Origin of the sequence: Bordetella genomosp. 7 (genome assembly GCF_002261415.1) — a bacterium.
Lineage (GTDB): Bacteria > Pseudomonadota > Gammaproteobacteria > Burkholderiales > Burkholderiaceae_B > Bordetella_A.
Genome location: NZ_NEVI01000014.1, coordinates 338106 through 355952 on the forward strand (window position 1 = coordinate 338106; position 17847 = coordinate 355952).

Below are 17847 nucleotides of genomic sequence, written 5' to 3' on the forward strand. Positions count from 1 at the left end.
AGCGCACAGCGTAGGCCGTGGCCGGGGCATCGGGGGCGTGCAGTGAATGGAAAAGTCCCTGGCGGCCGTCAGGCCGCGCCGGCACCTTGCCTAGAACGTGATGTTGGCAGACACCCAAAGGCGGCGGCCTTCCAGCACCTGGCGATACGAGTTGCTCCAGCTCGCGTCGGCCACAGGCGCGCTGGTGCCCGTGCGAGGCGGCCCGTAGTCGACGAAATTCTTGTCGAACAGGTTGAACACGGCGGCCGACACGGTGACGTTCTTGTTCACGACGTACGATCCGCCCACGCTGGTCAGCCAGTACGGTTTATAGAACACCTGTTTTTCGTTCCAGTCCACGCCCTGGAACTGCTTGGCGCGGTATTCGCCGCGAATCCACGTGTTGGCGCGCTCGTTGATGCTCCAGTTCAACCCCAGGTTCAAGGCGTGGCGCGGCTGCGAGCCCAGCGGCTGGCCCTCGGAAGCGCCCGAGGTCTGCTCGCTGGCGGTGTAGGTGTAGTTGCCATTGAACGACAGGCCCTCGTAGAGCGGCACCGTACCGCCGATTTCCAGGCCGCGTATGGTGGCCGAATCGATGTTGACGCGCCGCGAGAATGTGTCCACCGGCACGCCGCGCCGACGCCAGTCTCCCAGGTCCAGGCAGCCCGGAACGTTGTTGCCGGGCGCGCGGCAGTTGGGCACATCTTCGGTATCGATCTTGTCCTTGAACTTCGTATGGAAGAACGTCAGGTTGCCGCGCAGGCCTTCCTGGTCGTCGAACAGCACGCCGAGTTCGGATGACGTGCTGCGCTCGGGAGTGAGTTCCGAATTGCCCAGCAAGGGGATGGTGCCCTGCCCGCCCAGGCCGATGATGCCGTCGGTCATGAGATTGATGTCGGGCGTCTTGTAACCGCGGCTGACGCCGCCCTTGAACGTCCATGACGGCGTGGCGTTCCACACCAGGTAGCCCCGCGGGCTCCATTCTCCGCCGAACTGCTGGTTGCGGTCGTAGCGCGCGCCCAGGGTCAGGGCCAGGTCGTCCACGATGCGCCATTCATCTTCGGCGAACAACGCCCATTGCCACTGCGTCAGGTCCAGCGGCGCCGACGCCAGCGAGTCGACGAACTTCTGCTCGCGCCACTGACCGCCTACCGTCAGGTTGTGGCGATCGTTGAACAGCGGCATGGTCCACTTCGTGTCGAACACCCAGTTGTCGTATTCCAGCTTGCGAGACGTACCATCGGCCGGCTGCCGCGGCGAACTCATGGGGTTGGTGCGCCCTTTGGTCTCGGTAGTGTCGTACACCAGGCTCGTGTCCGACGTAACCGACGCATACCGGCCAAGGTGAGTAAGCGCGTAGCGCGTGCGGTTGAACTTCAACTCGGGCGCATAGCCGCCGCCGGCGCGGCCCGGCTCGACCTCACTGTTGAGCGTACCCACCTGGCTGTTGGAGTTATCGTACTGCTGCCAGCTCTGGTCCACATCGAACAGGATGTCGTGGTCGCGAGTGGGGGTCAACGCCAGCTGCATGCCCACGTTCGTCAACTTGCTTTCGCCCAGGCCGCTGAAACTGCCGACGTCGCCCGTATAGTCGCCGCTGTTGTATTCGGCCAGATTGGCAGAGTATTGGCCGGTTGCCGCCAGGCGGCGCTGGTAGCCGCCACGCAGGGACAAGCCCAGCATGTCCGACTTGATGGGCCCGCTCAGGTAGAACGCCGAGCCATAGCTGTTGCCGAACCGATTGTCGCCTTGCACGGTGCCATCTACCGTAACCTGGCCCATCCACTCCTCGGCCACCTTGCGCGTAATGATGTTGATCACGCCGCCCATCGCGTCGGAGCCGTACAGGGTGGACATCGGCCCCCGCACCACTTCGATGCGGTCGATCGCTGCCATGGGAGGGATGAAATTGGTGTCGACATCGCCAAAACCGTTGGGGCGCGACCCGCTGCTGTTGCGGTTGACGCGTTTGCCGTCCACCAGGATCAGCGTGTAGTCGCTCGGCATGCCGCGAATACTGATGTTCATGCCGCCGGCCTTGCCGCCCCGCTCCACCGACACACCTTCGATATCGGCGACCGCATCGGCCAGGTTATGAAACGGCCGCGCCTCCAGCTGCTCGCGCGTCACTACCGAAATCGAAGCCGGCGCGTTCTTGATTTCCTGCTCGAACCCGGCCGCCGTCACCACAACGGTGTCCATCTGGGCGATGCCCATGGTGTCCTCGGCCAAACCCTGCTGCGCGCAAGCAGACCAGGCGGCAGCAAGTGCGGCCACCAAGGCAGGGTATCGCGCGGCACGCCAGGGTTGCGATAGCGGCACCTCGGGCGGCGCGGACATAGAAGCAGTCACGACATAATCTCCGGAATCTGAAATCGAAAAAAGCGCCGCGGGCGTCAGCCTGCCCCGCACGCATGGATCATTTGCATTCAGCTTTATTTAAGCTGCGCAAATGATATTGATTCTCAGAATTATGTCAATCTGCGACAGCCATATGGCGCAACAAGGCGTTGCGTTTCATCAACGCACGATGGAACCAGCAAGCAAATTCAGGCCGGCAGGCGAGGCAGCACGCGGCGTGCGTTGGCCGTGGTCGCCCGCGCGATCTCGTGGAGTTCGATGCCGCGCAGTTCCGCCAGCACTTGGGCAATTCGCGGCAGTTGCGCGGGGTCGTTGCGCCGGTTTGGCCGGTGCAGCCAGGCGGGAGGAATATCCGGGGCGTCGGTTTCCAACACCAGGTGCTCCAGGCCGATGTCGGTAGCATGGCGGCGTATCTGCAACGCGCGCGCATATGTCATGGCGCCCCCCAGCCCCAGGGCAAAGCCGCGTTCGACAAACCCCTGGGCCTGCTGGGCGCTGCCGTTGAATGCATGGGCAATGCCGCTGCGCACACCGATGCGACGACGCAGATACTTCAACACGATATCTTGCGAACGTCGCACATGCAGCAGCACGGGCAGGTCGAATTCCGCGGCCATGGCCAATTGAGCGTCGTAGAAGCGCTCCTGCTTATCCCGCGCCTGACCCGAGGCGATCTCCGGCACGAAGAAATCCAGGCCGATCTCGCCGATGGCGACGAAGTGCGGGTCGTCCAGTGCCGACACCACGGCCTCGCGCAAGGCATCCAGGTCCTCTTGCCGGGCGCGTTGGACGAACAATGGATGTATGCCCAGCGCGTATGTCCCGCCTTCGATCCGTCGGGCAAGATCGCGCACGACGCAAAAGTTGGCGCGCTCGACCGCGGGGATGACGATATGCCTCACGCCGGCCGCATGCGCCTGCCGCGCTACGTCGTGGCGGTCGGCGTCGAATTCCTCGGCATCCAGGTGGCAGTGCGTGTCGATCAACATAGCGATTCGGTACGGCTTGCGCTTCGCGGCCCGCGGCCGCGACCCATGGCAGTGCTATCCCGACACCAGTTGCCCGCTTTCCATCAGCAACTGGCGGTCGGCCAGCCTGGCCAGTTCGGCATCATGCGTGACGATAGCAAACGCTGTGCCGGATTCCCGGTTTACGCGGGTCAGCAATTCGAACATCTTGTGCGCCGTGCCGCGGTCCAGATTGCCTGTGGGCTCGTCGGCCAGCACGCATGCCGGCCGGGTGACCAGCGCACGCGCCAGGGCAACGCGCTGCCTTTCACCGCCAGACAACTGGCCGGGAAAATGCCCTTCGCGCGCTGCAAGGCCCACCAGCTCCAGCACCTCGCGCGCGGCGATGCGCGCCTTGTCGCGCGGTTCGCGCCTGACAATGAGCGGCATGGCAACGTTGTCAAGCGCCGAGAACTCGGGCAGCAGGTGGTGGAACTGGTACACGAACCCCAGGCTGCGGTTGCGCAGTGCGCTCTTTTGCGACTCCGACAGCCCGTTGCCCGCCACCCCGTCTACGGTGACCTGCCCCGAGGTGGGCACATCGAGCAGACCCAGGATGTGCAGCAGCGTGCTCTTGCCCGAGCCCGACGCGCCTATGATGGCAACCATCTCGCCGCGTTGCACGGTCAGGCTGACGTTATCCAGCACCTGTATGCGCGCCGGCCCCTCGTCGTAGGTCTTTACCAGGTTGCGGGCTTCCAGGGCCGGCGTGTCGGGAGCGGACATAGAAACGGCGTCAGTCATGGCGCAGCACCTGGGCGGGTTGCAGGCGCGAAGCGCGCCAGCTCGGGTACAGCGTGGCCAGAAGCGAAAGCACCAGCGAAGTCACGCCTATGGAGATGATGTCGCCCGAGCGCGGATCGGAAGGCAGCTGGCTGATGAAGTAGATCTCGCGAGGCAGGAAATGTATGCCCAGCAACCCTTCGATGAAGGGCACGATGACGTGCACGTTATAGGCGATGAGCATGCCGCCAAGCACGCCGACCACGGTGCCGACCACGCCTATCAATGCGCCCTGCACCAGAAAGATGCGCGCCACCTCGCCCGGGCCAGCGCCCAGCGTGCGCAGGATCGCGATATCCGACTGTTTGTCCTTCACGGCCATTACCAGCGACGACAGCAGGTTGAAAGCCGCCACGGCCACGATCAGGGCAAGAATCAGGAACATCATGCGTTTTTCTGTCTGCACCGCCGCGAACCACGTACGGTTGTTGCGCGACCAGTCGCTGGCCATGACATAGGGCGGCAGCACCTTGCCGAGCTCGGCCGCCACCTGCGGCGCCCTTTGCATGTCCTGGATCCGCAGCCGCACTCCCGCCGTGCCGCTGTCGCGGAACACCCGCGCCGCATCCTGTGCATTGACGAACGCCAGGCTGGAATCGTATTCGTAATGCCCCGAGTGAAAGGTGCCCACTACCGTGAACTGCCGCATCCGGGGCGTAAAGCCCGCCGGGCTGATCGAGCCTTGCGGGGCCAGCACCAGCAACGTATCGCCCACCTGCACGCCCAGGGCATTGGCCAGGTCGCTGCCCAGCACCACGCCGAAACTGCCCGGCTGCAGGTCGGAAAGCCGGCCGGTGCTCATCTGGCCGGGCACATCGGAAACCTGGGCCTCGGTGCCGGGGTCGATGCCGCGCACCTGCACCCCCTGCAGCGCCTGGCCCCGCGCCAGCATGGCTTGTGCGGCCACGAAAGGCGCCGCACCCCTGACCTCGCTGTTGCGTTCGGCCGCGTCGGCAAACTGCCGCCATTGCTCCAGCACCCGCTCGGGCACGGCGCCCGGAATGTAGAGCTCGATGTGCGGCAAGACCGACAACATGCGGTCGCGTACTTCTTTCTGGAACCCGTTCATCACCGACAGCACCACGATCAAGGCGGCGACGCCCAGCGCGATGCCCGCCATGGAAGTGGCGGCAATGAAAGAAATAAAGCGGTCGCGGCGCCCGCGTCGCTGGCGGATGCGGGCCATGCCCGCATAGCGGGCGCCGATCCAGAGTTCATAAGGTATTTTCAGCACCCGCGCATTATGGCATTAACTGCCACGACAGCCAGCAGCCGCGCGCTGCGACTACAATCTGCGCCATGTTCATAGCCATCCCGGGCGCACTGCCGCCCCCGCCGGTTGCCGCCGAATTGGCCCGCCTGCTGCCGCAGCAAGCCCCCGTGCTGCACGCCTGGCTGCAGGCCGCAACCGCACGGGTGGAACGGTTCGATGTGCGCACGCACGGTTGCACGCCTTACGAAGGCTGGCAGCTGGAGCAGGCAGGCTACCGGCCTGCCCAAGGCCTGCCGCTGGGCAGCGGGCTGGGACCATTGCTGGCCCCAGGCCATGCCCCGGACGGCGAGCCGGTGTGGCTGGCCGAGCTGTCGCACCTGGCATTGGGCGCCGACCAGGCCGTGCTGCTCGATCCGGCGCAAATGGACGTGCGCGCGGACGAGAGCGATGCCCTGCTGCAGGCCGCGCGGCCCAGCCTCGACGCCGCGGGGTTCGCCGTTCAACCGCTGGCGCCGCAACGCTGGCGCCTCGGCTTGCCCGCAGGCCTGGCGCCCGCCACGGCCAGTCCGGCCGCCGTCGCAGGCCAGCCGCTGCGCGACTGGTGGAGCCAGGACCCGGCCATGCGTCCGTGGCGCCGGTTGCTGAACGAAATACAGATGGCATGGCACGGGCATCCGGCCAATGAAGCCCGCCAGGCGCGCGGCGCGCCGCCCGTCAATGCCTTGTGGCTATACGGCGGCGGCACCGCCTGGAAAGCCGCCGACGCCCCGCCGGCGATGGTGGCCGATGAGCTGGACGCTCCGCATCGTGCCGCCGATTGGTCCGCATGGCTGCAGGCGCTTGCCGACATCGACCGGCTGCGGCTGCGGCCGCTGGCCGATGCGGCACGGCGTCCCCTCGAACCCATGCAGCTTCTATTGCTGGGCGCCGACCGCCGCGCCCATCTGACCCTCAAACCCCGCAGCCGCCTGCTGGGCTGGCTGCCTGCCCCGAACAAAAACTGGAATAGCTGGTGGTCTCGCCCCGTCTGACAATCCGCCCCGCCGATTTCGACGCCTGCCGCACCCTGCAGGCCGCAGGCATACACCCGCTGCTGGCGCGCCTGTGGGCTGCACGCGGCGTCACGCATCCCGATCAGACACGCCTGGCCTGGCCCGCGCTGCTGCCGCCGGCAACCCTGACCCACGTCGCGACTGCCGCGGCCATCCTGGCTGATGCGATCGCGCAGCGCAAGCGGCTGTTGATCGTGGCCGACTACGATTGCGACGGTGCGACGGCATGCGCCGTGGGCCTGCGCGCATTGCGGGCCTTCGGGGCAGACGTGGATTTCCTGGTGCCCAACCGCTTCGAGACCGGCTACGGCTTGTCGCCGGCCGTCGTCGAGCTGGCCTGCAATCATCGCAACGGCAAGCCGGACATGATCATCACCGTGGATAACGGCATCGCCAGCGTCGATGGCGTAGCGGCGGCCAATGCGGCAGGAATAGGCGTACTAGTCACGGACCATCACCTGCCCGGCGACACGTTGCCCGACGCCCTGGCGATCGTCAATCCGAATCAGCCGGGCTGCGGCTTCCCCTCCAAAAACCTGGCCGGCGTGGGCGTGATCTTCTATCTCATGCTGGCCCTGCGAGCCGAGCTGCGTCGGCGCGGCGTCTATGCGCCCGACGCAGGCCCGCGCCTGGATGCCCTGGCCGATCTGGTAGCCCTGGGCACCGTGGCCGACGTAGTCAAGCTCGACGCCAACAATCGCCTGCTGGTCACGCAGGGGCTGCAGCGCATGCGCAGCGGCCGCATGCAGCCCGGCGTGCGCGCCCTGTTCGCAGTGGCCGCGCGCGAGCCGCGCAACGCCAGCGGCTTTGACCTGGGCTTCGCCCTGGGTCCGCGCATCAATGCGGCGGGCCGCCTGGCCGACATGAGCCTGGGCATCGCCTGCCTGACCACCGACGATGAAGACCAGGCGCTCGACATGGCGCGCCAGCTCGACCAGATCAACCGCGAACGGCGCGGCATCGAGGCCGAAATGCGCGACCAGGCGCTGGCCGCCATGGACGCGGCCGGCGACACGGGGGGCGCCACGGTATGCGTCTTCGACCCGGGCTGGCACCAGGGTGTGGTCGGGCTGGTGGCGTCGCGCCTGAAAGAAAAATTCTGGCGCCCCACCCTGGCGTTTGCCCCGGCCGGCGATACAGAAATCCGCGGATCGGGGCGCTCCATCCCCGATGTGCACCTGCGCGATGCGCTCGATCTCGTCTCCAAGCGCCACCCGGGGCTTATCCGCAAATTCGGCGGGCACGCCATGGCGGCCGGCCTGACGCTGGGCCGGGACGACTTCCCCGCCTTCGCGCCCGCATTCGACGCGGCCGTGCGCGAACTTACCGGACGCCACTCGTTCGAGCCGCTGCTGGAAACCGACGGATCGCTCGAGTCCGGCTATGCCAACGCCGAGGTGGCCACGCTGCTGCAGCAGCAGGTCTGGGGGGCGGGTTTCGCGCCGCCCCTGTTCCTGGACGAATTCGCCGTGCGCAATCAGCGGCTGGTGGGCGAAAAGCACCTGAAGCTGTCGCTGGAGCGCGGCCATCAGCGGTTCGACGCCATCTGGTTCGGACACGACCAGCCGCTGCCCGGACACGTGCGCGTGGCCTACCGGCTGGAACCCAACGTCTGGAACGGCATCGTATCGGCCCAGCTCGTCGTCGAACACGCCGAATAATCCACGCTAAAATGCTTGGTTTCGCACCGGAATCAAGCCAGGACACATCATGGAAGCCGAACGCCAGAACCAGCTAGCCGCCCGCCTCGCCGACTACGCAGAGCGCGAGCAGGCGCTACGGAGGTATCTTTGACTACGACCTGAAGGCCGAACGCCTGCACGTCGTCAACGCCGAACTGGAAGACCCGGCGGTCTGGAACGATCCCAAGCACGCCCAGGACCTGGGCCGCGAAAAAAAATCCCTCGAAACCGTCGTTGAAACCCTGACGCACCTGCGTGCGGGTATCGCCGATTCGCTCGAACTGTTCGAACTGGCTGCCTCCGACGATGACGACGCCACCCTGTCGTCCATCGAGCGCGATGCCGACACATTCCAGGAACAGCTCGAAGACCTGGAATTCCGGCGGATGTTCGCCAATCCGGCCGATCCGCTGAACTGCTTCATGGACATCCAGGCAGGCGCGGGCGGCACCGAAGCGCAGGACTGGGCGTCGATGCTGCTGCGCCAGTATCTCAAGTACGCCGAACGCAAGGGCTTCAAGGCCGAGGTGCTCGAAGAATCCGAAGGCGAAGTCGCCGGCCTGAAATCGGCCACCATCAAGATCGAGGGCGAATACGCGTTCGGCTACCTGCGCACCGAAACCGGCGTGCATCGGCTGGTGCGCAAGAGCCCGTTCGACTCCTCCGGCGGACGGCACACGTCTTTTGCCAGCGTCTTTGTTTATCCCGAAGTCGACGACTCGTTCGAGGTCGAGGTCAATCCGGCCGACCTGCGCACAGACACCTACCGCGCCAGCGGGGCGGGCGGGCAGCACATCAACAAGACCGACTCGGCGGTGCGGCTGACCCACATCCCCACCGGCATCGTCGTGCAGTGCCAGAACGACCGCTCGCAGCACCGCAACCGCGCCGAAGCCATGCAGATGCTCAAGTCGAAACTCTACGAGCTCGAGATGCGCAACCGCATGGCCGAACAGCAAAAGCTCGAAGACTCCAAGACCGACGTGGGCTGGGGGCACCAGATCCGTTCCTACGTGCTCGACCAGAGCCGCATCAAAGACCTGCGCACCAACGTCGAAATCTCCAACACCCAGAAAGTCCTCGATGGCGACCTCGATGCCTTCATCCAGGCCAGCCTGAAGCAAGGCGTGTGATCCACGGCGGCGCGCTTGCGCGCCGCTTTCTATCGTGAACCCCTCAAGAGGCAAGCGCATGACCGATACGATCGCAATCCTGACCGGCGCCTCCCGCGGCATAGGCGCGGCGCTGGCCCGCGGCCTGGCCCGGCCCGGCACGCGCCTGATTACGCTGGCGCGCCGCGCCGATCCTGATCTGGCTGCCCACGCCCAGGCGCAGGGCGCCGAACTGGAGCAGATCCAGGTCGACCTGTCCGACCTGCAGGCAGCGGCCGCGGCCGCCACCCGCATCGCGTCGGCGCTGCCCCGCGACGCCAAGCGTTATCTGCTCATCAACAATGCCGGCACGGTGCAACCCGTGGCCCGCACTGCCTCGCTTACCGAAGGTGCCGCCATCGCCGGCGCCTTCAACTTGAATGTCACCGCCGTCATGCTGCTTTCAGCGCATTTCGTGTCGGCGGTGCAAGGCCTGCAGGCGCAGCGCCGCATTCTCAATATCTCTTCGGGCGCCGGCCGCAATCCCAATGCGGGCTGGGGCGTCTACTGCGCCACCAAGGCCGCGCTCGACATGTACACCCGTGTGCTGAACCAGGAACAAGGCGCCAGCGGCGTACGTGCCGTCGCCCTGGCCCCGGGCGTGGTCGACACCGACATGCAGCAGGCCATACGCGCCAGCGATCCCTCCAGCTTCCCGGCCCTGCCCCGTTTCCAGGAACTCCACGCCACCGGCCAGCTTGCATCGCCGTCGGCCGTGGCCGACCGCATCCTCGCCTACCTAGACCGCGATGATTTCGGTGCGACCGAAATCGACGACATCCGCAATTACAACTGATCCACCATGACCGACCACTCGCCCGCCCCGGCTGCCCAGGATGAAAACCGCTTGATCGCCGAGCGGCGCGCCAAGCTGGCCAAGCTGCGTGAAGCCGGCGTCGCGTACCCCAACGATTTCGTGCCCGACGCACATGCCGCCGACCTGCATCGCCAATATGGCGACCAAGACCAGGAAGCCCTGGCCAGCGCCGGCAAGCAGGTGAAGGTGGCCGGCCGCATGATGCTCAAGCGCGTCATGGGCAAGGCCAGTTTCGCCACCGTACAAGACGGCAGCGGCCGCATCCAGATCTACCTTGACCGCGGCACACTGGGCGAAGAGGCCTACGCGGCTTTCAAGCAATGGGACATCGGCGACATCATCGCGGTCGAAGGGTCGGTTTTCAAGACGAACAAGGGTGAACTGTCCGTGCACGCCGCCACGGCCCGGCTGCTGGCGAAGTCGTTGCGGCCGCTGCCCGACAAGTTCCACGGCGTGGCCGACCAGGAACTGCGCTATCGCCAGCGGTACGTCGACCTCATCATGACCGAGGACACGCGCCGCACGTTCGAGATCCGCAGCAAGGCGGTGGGCGCCATCCGCCAGGTCATGCTCGACGCCGGCTTCCTCGAAGTCGAGACGCCCATGCTGCACCCCATTCCCGGCGGCGCGGCGGCCAAGCCGTTTGTCACGCACCATAATGCGCTCGACATGGAAATGTTCCTGCGCATTGCGCCCGAGCTCTACCTGAAGCGCCTGATCGTCGGCGGATTCGAGCGCGTGTTCGAGATCAACCGCAACTTCCGCAACGAAGGCGTCAGCCCCCGGCACAACCCCGAGTTCACCATGATGGAGTTCTACGCGGCCTATGCGGATTACCGCTGGCTGATGGACTTCACCGAGCAGATCTTGCGCCAGGCCGCCGTTGCGGCCACCGGCAGCGCAGTGCTGCGATACCAGGACCGCGAACTCGATCTTTCCCGGCCGTTCGATCGCCTTACGATCTGCGAAGCCATACTCAAGTATGCGCCGGGGTATACGCAGGCCCAGCTCGACGACGCCGCCTTCCTGCGCGCAGAGCTGAAGAAATTCGGCGCCGACATCAATGGCCCGGTGCTGGCTCGCGCCGGCCTGGGGGCGCTGCAGCTCGCGCTGTTCGAAGAAACTGCCGAAGCGCAGCTGTGGAACCCCACCTACATCATCGACTATCCGGTCGAAGTCTCGCCGCTGGCCCGCGCTTCGGATACGCGGGCGGGCATTACCGAGCGCTTCGAGCTTTTCATGACGGGCCGTGAAATCGCCAACGGGTTTTCCGAACTCAACGACCCGGAAGACCAGGCCGCACGCTTTCATGCCCAGGTCGAGGCCAAGGACGCGGGCGACGAAGAAGCCATGTACTTCGACGCCGACTACATCCGTGCCCTTGAATACGGCATGCCGCCCACCGGCGGGTGCGGCATCGGCATCGACCGGCTGGTCATGCTGCTGACCAACAGCCCCAGCATCCGCGACGTCATCCTGTTCCCGCACCTGCGGCGCGAAGACTGACCCGGGAGGCCGCCTTGCTCATCAAGTTGCTGATCATCGCGGCCGTCATCCTGGGGGTGTTGTACCTGGTCCTGCCCAGGCGCCGCGCCACTGCCGCCCGTGCCCCCGCCAACCGGCTGGCGCTGACCTTGCTGGCCACCGCGGGCGTGGTGCTGTTCATATTGTCTTTGTTCTGCGCGCTGCTCTGGCTGGGCGGCATTTCCGACACCGTTACGGGGGCCGGCGACGTGCTGGGCGGCACCGGCCTGCTGCGTATCGCCGGCGTGCTGCTGGCGCTGTCGCTGGCGTGCGGCGTCATCGTGTTGTTCAAGCGCCGCTAGCGGGCGGCGCCATGCCGCCCTGGTGGCGCATGCGGGCCTGTGCCCTCAGCGTCGGGCTTTCTGCTGGCGTATGGTCACGGCCTGCGCCCAGCGCCTGGCCACGCTGGGCGAGGTCACGCAAGTGGCATGGCGGGTAGCCACGCGCACCGCGCGCTCGAGCAACTGGATGTCGGCCTCGTGTTGCCGTGCCACGTGCGGATCTTCAAAGAAAGCCACCCGTTGGCAGCGGTGCTCCAGCACCAGTTCGGCAATCTGGGCATCGCCGCCCAGCGGGCCGCTCAGGTAACGATGCACCCAGGGTTTGTCGGCGGGCCAGCCGCGCGACCATGCCAGTTCGTTCAGGCGGCCGCCGGTCGTGCCGGTGGCCACGCGTCCGGCAAACTGCGACAACAAGTCGAAGTGTTCGGCCGCGAAAGCCATCATTTCGTCCTTGAGCGCGTCGTGCGCAATCAGGGCGATGGTCTGCGACCCGAAATCGAAATAGCGCGACACGGCCGGGTCGGGCGGAAGCTGTGCCAGGACGGACTCCACTTCGATCCATTCGATAGCGCCCGCCAGCGTCGAGATGAACGGCCGGCCATGCGTGATGCACTGCCGCTTGAGCGCCAGGGCCTCCGGAAAAATGGACGAGGGGTCGACCGGATCGATCAGGTAGATCGCGCCGTCGAAAGGCGCGTCGCCATCGCGCCCTTCGGTCACCCGGGCCACCAGCTTCATCAGCCCGCCCTCGCGTCCATACGGATAGCGGATCAGGCCGCTATAACCCTGCAACATGCCTTCACGCAGAATGGCGTCGTGCGTGCGCCCCACCGTGTGCAGCTGCATCCCCAGATTGCGTATGCCCGCAGAACTGGCGCGCAGCCAGTCGAACAAGGCCGCATCGGCCGTTTCGTGATGCAGGCGGTTGGCAGCTAGGCCGAAACGCAAGGCAGTCATGGCACTCGGATCAATGAGGGATTACGAAAGACGCCGCAACGGTGTGGCCGGATCGACGCGCAGTCAGGCAGCTTCGTCGATCCAGGCCATCTGTATCGCTTCCAGGATTTTCTCGCCGCTGCGCGCCGCGTCGTCGTCGAACCCGGGCAGCGCAATTACCCACTCGCGCAGTTGCGTGAATCGTACCGTGGCAGGGTCCACGTCGGGGTGCGCATCCGCCAGCGCGGCGGCGATCTCGTAAGTATCAACCCACTTCATCAGTGTTCCTCTTTGGCGTGGTTGATGGTGTACTTGGGAATTTCGATCGTCAGGTCGGCCTGGGCAATCCGCGCCTGGCACGACAAGCGCGAAGTCGGGCTCAGTCCCCAGGCCTTGTCCAGCAAATCTTCTTCGTCGTCCGTGGCATCCTCGAGCGACCCGAAACCTTCGCGCACGATGACATGGCACGTCGTGCATGCGCACGACAGCTCACAGGCATGCTCGATTTCGATATGGTTATCGAGCAGCACGCGGCAAATGGACGTGCCCTGGGGGGCGTTTTCGATCACCGCCCCTTCTGGGCAGACGTCCGGGTGAGGCAGTACGGTAAGTTTGGGCATACGGGTAGTTATATCAGGCGATTTCGTCCAGTTTACGGCCAGCCAGGGCGGCACGAATTCCGCGGTCCATGCGGCGCGCGGCGAAATCCTCGGTAGCGTCCGAAAGCGCCTGCACGGCGTTGCGCACCGTGTCGACATCCTCGGATTCCCGCGCGGCGATCGCCGCCTGCAGGCGGGCATCCACCAGGGCGCGTTCCTCGGCGTCCAGCAGGTCGGCGTCGGCGGCCAGCGCGGCCTGTACGGATTCGACCAGGCGCCGGGCCTCCACTTGCTGCTCGCGCAGCATGCGCGCCTGGGCGTCGCTGTCGGCCTGCGCCACGCTGTCGGCCAACATGCGCGTAATCTCGTCGTCCGACAAGCCATACGATGGCTTGACCGCCACGGCGGCTTCGACGCCGGTGCTCTGTTCACGGGCCGTCACACTCAACAAACCGTCGGCATCGACCTGGAATGTGACCCGGATGCGGGCGGCGCCCGCCACCATGGGTGGAATACCGCGCAACTCGAATCGCGCCAGCGACCGGCAATCGGACACGAGCTCGCGCTCGCCCTGCACCACATGCACGCTCATGGCTCCCTGGCCGTCCTTGAACGTGGTGAATTCCTGCGCGCGCGCAACGGGGATGGTGCTGTTGCGCGGGATGATGCGCTCAACCAGGCCGCCCATGGTTTCCAGCCCCAGCGACAGCGGAATGACGTCGAGCAGCAGCCAATCTTCGCCCGGCATGCGATTGCCGGCCAGCAGGTTGGCCTGCAACGCCGCCCCCAGCGCCACCACTTGGTCCGGATCGAGGTCGACGAGCGGCTCGGTACCGAACAATTCGGCCACTGCCCGGCGCACCACCGGCATGCGGGTGGCTCCGCCCACCATCACCACACCCTTGACCTCCGACACAGACAGGCCGGCGTCGTGCAGGGCCGAGCGTGCGCGGTCCAGCGTACGCTGCACCAGCGGCCGGGCCAGCTCCTCGAATTGCGCACGCGTGAGCGTCAGGTCGACCTCGCGGCCATCCTGCAACGCAACGCGCAGCGGCGCCTGCTCGGTCTGCGACAGCGCTTCGCGCGCCTGGCGTGCGGCAACCAGCACGTTGCGCCGGTCGGCTGGCGCAAATGGCGCTTCGCCCAGCGACTCGCGAGCAAACTCACTGATGGCCCAGTCGAAATCGTCGCCGCCCAGCGCGGTGTCGCCGCCCGTGGACACCACCTCGAATACACCCTTGGTCAGGCGCAGTATGGAAATATCGAAAGTGCCGCCGCCAAGGTCGTACACCGCGTAGGTGCCCTCGGCCGCCTGGTCGAGCCCGTACGCGATGGCTGCGGCGGTCGGCTCGTTGAGCAGGCGCAATACGTTCAGGCCCGCGAGACGGGCCGCGTCGCGGGTAGCCTGGCGCTGTGCATCGTCGAAATACGCTGGCACGGTAATAACTGCCCCGACTAGGTCATCGCCCAGCACGTCTTCGGCACGCTGGCGCAGCACGGCCAGGATCTGGGCAGAGATTTCCACGGGGCTGAGATCGCCCTGCACCGTATGCAGCCGTACCATTCCGGGGGCGTCCACGAATTCATAGGGTGCGCCGCTGGCCTGCGCTTCGTCGATCGAGCGCCCCATGAACCGCTTGACGGAAACCACCGTATTGAACGGGTCGGAGCTCTGGCCTGCCAGGGCCTCGCGGCCGATGGCCACCCTGCCATCCGGAAAATAGCGTACGGCCGACGGCAGCAAAGGCTGCCCGTCGGCATCGTTCAGGACTTCGGGCGTGCCGCTACGCACCGCGGCCACCAGGGAATGGGTCGTGCCCAGGTCGATACCCACCGCAAGCTTGCGCTGGTGCGGGGCGGGCGATTCGCCAGGCTCGGAAATCTGCAATAAGGCCATGATTAAGCTTCAGGTCGGTAAGCGGAATAGCGGCTTGGCGCGGGCCCTTGGGGGCCGCCGTCAGCCGGGCGGCCGGCTGGCCGCGAGTTCACGCGTCAGTTTGTCGACGAACATCCACTCGCGCACCTTCGTGCCGGCGGCGGCGTAGTCGCGGCGTTCGTCCAGCAGCATGGCGAGCGTGGCGTGCATCTGTTGGCGCGCGTCGTTCAGTTCGGCTTGCAGCGCGGCGTGCACGGCCGCATCGGTACGCGCGTCGTCCAGCATCTCGCGCCACTGCAGCTGCTGCATCAGAAACGCGGGATCCATCGCGGTATTGCTTTCGGTCTGCAGGTCTATGCCCGCCTGCTCGCACAGATAGCGGGCTCGCAGCAACGGATCGCGCAACTGCCTGTAGGCTTCGTTGGCGCGAGCCGCCCATTGCATGGCCACCCGCCGCTCGGCTGGGCTGGCCGTTGCGTAGCGGTCGGGGTGCACTTGCGCCGCCACGCGTCGCCAGGCTTGCTCGAGCGCCTGCGTATCGATGTCGAACTGCGCGGGCAGGCCGAACAGGCTGAAGTGATCGTCTGCCGCCAAAGGCTACACCGTGAACGACTCGCCGCAGCCGCAGGTCGCCTTTTCGTTGGGGTTACGGAACTTGAACCCTTCGTTCAAGCCCTCGCGGGCGTAGTCGAGCTCGGTCCCGTCCAGGTAGGCGAAGCTCTTGGGGTCGATGAACACCTTCACACCGAAGTTCTCGAACACCAAGTCTTCGGGAGAGGGCTCATCCACGTACTCGAGCTTGTAGGCCATGCCCGAGCACCCCGTGGTGCGCACGCCCAGCCGCAACCCTACGCCCTTGCCGCGCTTCTGCAAGTAGCGCCCGATATGCGAGGCCGCCTGTTGGGTCAGGGTAATGGGCATATCAGTTCGTCGTGGCAGCCGCTACCGAATCCACGGGGGCCTCGTGCTTGGCCTTGTAGTCGTGCACTGCAGCCTTGATGGCGTCTTCGGCAAGGATCGAACAGTGGATCTTCACGGGCGGCAACGCCAGCTCTTCGGCGATCTGGGTGTTGCGGATGGACAGGGCTTCGTCCAGGGTCTTGCCCTTAACCCATTCGGTAACCAGCGAGCTCGAGGCGATGGCAGACCCGCAGCCGTAGGTCTTGAAGCGCGCGTCTTCGATGACGCCCGACTCGCTGACCTTGATCTGCAGCTTCATGACGTCGCCACAGGCGGGCGCGCCGACCATGCCGGTGCCCACGGACTCGTCGCCCTTGTCGAACGAGCCCACGTTGCGGGGGTTTTCGTAGTGATCCAGTACTTTGGCGCTGTATGCCATGGTGATTCTCCTGTGTCGGTCGCGTGCAGGCTCAGTGAGCAGCCCACTGTACGGTGTTCAGGTCTATGCCGGCCTGGGCCATTTCCCAAAGCGGCGACATGTCGCGCAACTTGCCCACGCGGCTCTTGATCAGTTCAATCGTGAAGTCGATATCCTGCTCGGTCGTGAAGCGCCCCAGCGTGAAACGGATCGAACTGTGCGCCAGTTCATCGTTGCGCCCCAGCGCCCGCAGCACGTACGACGGCTCCAGACTCGCCGACGTGCACGCCGAGCCGCTGGACACCGCCAGTTCCTTGATGGCCATGATCAGCGATTCGCCCTCGACGTAGTTGAAGCTGACGTTCAGGTTGTGCGGAACACGCTGCTCGAAATCGCCGTTCAGGTAGGTTTCCTCGATCTGGGACAGGCCCGACCACAGGCGGTCGCGCAGCATGCGGACACGCTCGTTCTCGGTGCCCATTTCTTCGCGGGCCAGCCGGAAAGCCTCGCCCATGCCGACAATCTGGTGCGTGGCCAGCGTGCCCGAACGGAAGCCGCGCTCATGCCCGCCCCCGTGCATCTGCGCTTCGATGCGCACCCGGGGTTTGCGGCGCACATACAGCGCCCCGATACCCTTGGGGCCGTACGTCTTGTGCGCCGAAAACGACATCAGGTCGACTTTCAGCTTCTGCAGATCGATGGCCACCTTGCCCGTAGCCTGGGCCGCGTCGACGTGAAACACGATGCCCTTTTCGCGGCAGATCTCGCCCAGGGTTTCGATGTCCTGGATCACGCCGATTTCGTTATTGACCATCATCACCGAAACCAGCACGGTGTCCGGCCGCAACGCCGACTTGAATACATCCAGGTCGATCAGGCCATCGTCGCGCACGTCGAGATACGTCACCTCGAAGCCCTGCCGCTCGAGTTCGCGACAGGTATCCAGCACTGCTTTGTGCTCGGTCTTGACGGTGACGATATGCTTGCCGCGCTCGGAATAGAAGTTGGCGGCGCCCTTGATGGCCAGGTTGTCGGATTCGGTGGCGCCGGATGTCCAGATGATTTCGCGGGGGTCGGCGTTGACCAGCAAAGCCACTTCACGGCGCGCATTTTCGACCGCTTCCTCGGCTTCCCAGCCAAACGCGTGGCTGCGCGAAGCCGGGTTGCCGAAATTGTCATACAACCAGGGCACCATTTTTTCGACCACGCGCGGATCGACCGGCGTGGTGGCGGAATAATCAAGGTAAATCGGGCGGGTGGTCATGAGG

General features: G+C 65.6%; 18 protein-coding genes. 6 read left to right on the forward strand and 12 right to left on the reverse strand.

Annotated features, from left to right (window positions below; translation table 11 throughout):
* Positions 1-90: 90 nt before the first annotated feature.
* The 4 genes from CAL18_RS08525 to CAL18_RS08540 form a co-directional block, all read right to left on the reverse strand.
* The gene (locus CAL18_RS08525; RefSeq protein WP_249278387.1) at positions 91-2331 is read right to left on the reverse strand and encodes a TonB-dependent receptor domain-containing protein; all 2241 of its coding nucleotides are present in this window, start codon (positions 2329-2331) and stop codon (positions 91-93) included.
* Positions 2332-2528: 197 nt separating this feature from the next.
* Positions 2529-3329 carry a TatD family hydrolase gene (locus CAL18_RS08530; protein ID WP_026638107.1) on the reverse strand — a complete coding sequence of 267 codons (801 nt, stop codon included), beginning with the start codon at positions 3327-3329 and terminating at the stop codon, positions 2529-2531.
* A gap of 54 nt (positions 3330-3383) precedes the next feature.
* Positions 3384-4091 carry an ABC transporter ATP-binding protein gene (locus CAL18_RS08535; protein ID WP_038851866.1) on the reverse strand — a complete coding sequence of 236 codons (708 nt, stop codon included), beginning with the start codon at positions 4089-4091 and terminating at the stop codon, positions 3384-3386.
* Positions 4084-5316 (reverse strand): lipoprotein-releasing ABC transporter permease subunit, encoded by a 1233-nt coding sequence (locus CAL18_RS08540; RefSeq protein ID WP_051423600.1) that lies wholly within the window; start codon positions 5314-5316, stop codon positions 4084-4086. The genes CAL18_RS08535 and CAL18_RS08540 overlap by 8 nt, the downstream gene beginning before the upstream one ends.
* 113 nt (positions 5317-5429) lie before the next feature.
* Here CAL18_RS08540 and CAL18_RS08545 point away from each other — a divergent pair, with 113 nt between their 5' ends.
* The 6 genes from CAL18_RS08545 to CAL18_RS08570 all read left to right on the forward strand — a co-directional run bounded on the left by CAL18_RS08545 (position 5430) and on the right by CAL18_RS08570 (position 11871).
* The gene (locus tag CAL18_RS08545) at positions 5430-6374 is read left to right on the forward strand and encodes a hypothetical protein (RefSeq protein WP_094796690.1); all 945 of its coding nucleotides are present in this window, start codon (positions 5430-5432) and stop codon (positions 6372-6374) included.
* Complete coding sequence (gene recJ / locus CAL18_RS08550; protein ID WP_026638111.1) at positions 6356-8056, forward strand: single-stranded-DNA-specific exonuclease RecJ; 1701 nt, start codon at positions 6356-6358, stop codon at positions 8054-8056. Before CAL18_RS08545 ends, recJ begins: the two co-directional genes overlap by 19 nt.
* Before the next feature lie 49 nt (positions 8057-8105).
* A protein-coding gene (prfB, locus tag CAL18_RS08555; RefSeq protein ID WP_141214372.1) for a peptide chain release factor 2 occupies positions 8106-9210 on the forward strand; the annotation gives its coding sequence in 2 pieces (ribosomal slippage) (positions 8106-8186 and positions 8188-9210; 1104 coding nt in all).
* A gap of 58 nt (positions 9211-9268) precedes the next feature.
* Positions 9269-10024, forward strand: coding sequence for an SDR family oxidoreductase (locus CAL18_RS08560; protein WP_094817689.1), 756 nt, complete (start codon positions 9269-9271; stop codon positions 10022-10024).
* A gap of 6 nt (positions 10025-10030) precedes the next feature.
* A complete protein-coding gene (gene lysS / locus CAL18_RS08565) occupies positions 10031-11551 on the forward strand; it encodes a lysine--tRNA ligase (protein WP_026638114.1) in 1521 nt (506 codons plus the stop codon).
* Between the two features lie 14 nt (positions 11552-11565).
* The gene (locus tag CAL18_RS08570; protein ID WP_026638115.1) at positions 11566-11871 is read left to right on the forward strand and encodes a hypothetical protein; all 306 of its coding nucleotides are present in this window, start codon (positions 11566-11568) and stop codon (positions 11869-11871) included.
* A 45-nt stretch (positions 11872-11916) separates the two neighbouring features.
* Here CAL18_RS08570 and CAL18_RS08575 read toward each other — a convergent pair whose 3' ends face one another.
* The 8 genes from CAL18_RS08575 to CAL18_RS08610 all read right to left on the reverse strand — a co-directional run bounded on the left by CAL18_RS08575 (position 11917) and on the right by CAL18_RS08610 (position 17843).
* Positions 11917-12807, reverse strand: coding sequence for a methylglyoxal synthase (locus tag CAL18_RS08575; protein WP_026638116.1), 891 nt, complete (start codon positions 12805-12807; stop codon positions 11917-11919).
* Between the two features lie 63 nt (positions 12808-12870).
* A complete protein-coding gene (iscX, locus tag CAL18_RS08580; RefSeq protein WP_026638117.1) occupies positions 12871-13065 on the reverse strand; it encodes a Fe-S cluster assembly protein IscX in 195 nt (64 codons plus the stop codon).
* Complete coding sequence (gene fdx / locus CAL18_RS08585; RefSeq protein WP_026638118.1) at positions 13065-13406, reverse strand: ISC system 2Fe-2S type ferredoxin; 342 nt, start codon at positions 13404-13406, stop codon at positions 13065-13067. The genes iscX and fdx overlap by 1 nt, the downstream gene beginning before the upstream one ends.
* Positions 13407-13419: 13 nt before the next feature.
* Complete coding sequence (hscA, locus tag CAL18_RS08590; protein WP_094817690.1) at positions 13420-15282, reverse strand: Fe-S protein assembly chaperone HscA; 1863 nt, start codon at positions 15280-15282, stop codon at positions 13420-13422.
* Positions 15283-15342: 60 nt separating this feature from the next.
* Positions 15343-15855, reverse strand: coding sequence for a Fe-S protein assembly co-chaperone HscB (gene hscB, locus CAL18_RS08595; protein WP_094796694.1), 513 nt, complete (start codon positions 15853-15855; stop codon positions 15343-15345).
* A 3-nt stretch (positions 15856-15858) separates the two neighbouring features.
* On the reverse strand, positions 15859-16182 hold the full coding sequence (gene iscA / locus CAL18_RS08600) for an iron-sulfur cluster assembly protein IscA (RefSeq protein ID WP_026638121.1): 324 nt from the start codon (positions 16180-16182) through the stop codon (positions 15859-15861).
* 1 nt (position 16183) lies between these two features.
* A complete protein-coding gene (iscU, locus tag CAL18_RS08605; RefSeq protein ID WP_026638122.1) occupies positions 16184-16600 on the reverse strand; it encodes a Fe-S cluster assembly scaffold IscU in 417 nt (138 codons plus the stop codon).
* A 31-nt stretch (positions 16601-16631) separates the two neighbouring features.
* The gene (locus tag CAL18_RS08610) at positions 16632-17843 is read right to left on the reverse strand and encodes an IscS subfamily cysteine desulfurase (protein WP_026638123.1); all 1212 of its coding nucleotides are present in this window, start codon (positions 17841-17843) and stop codon (positions 16632-16634) included.
* Positions 17844-17847: the final 4 nt, after the last annotated feature.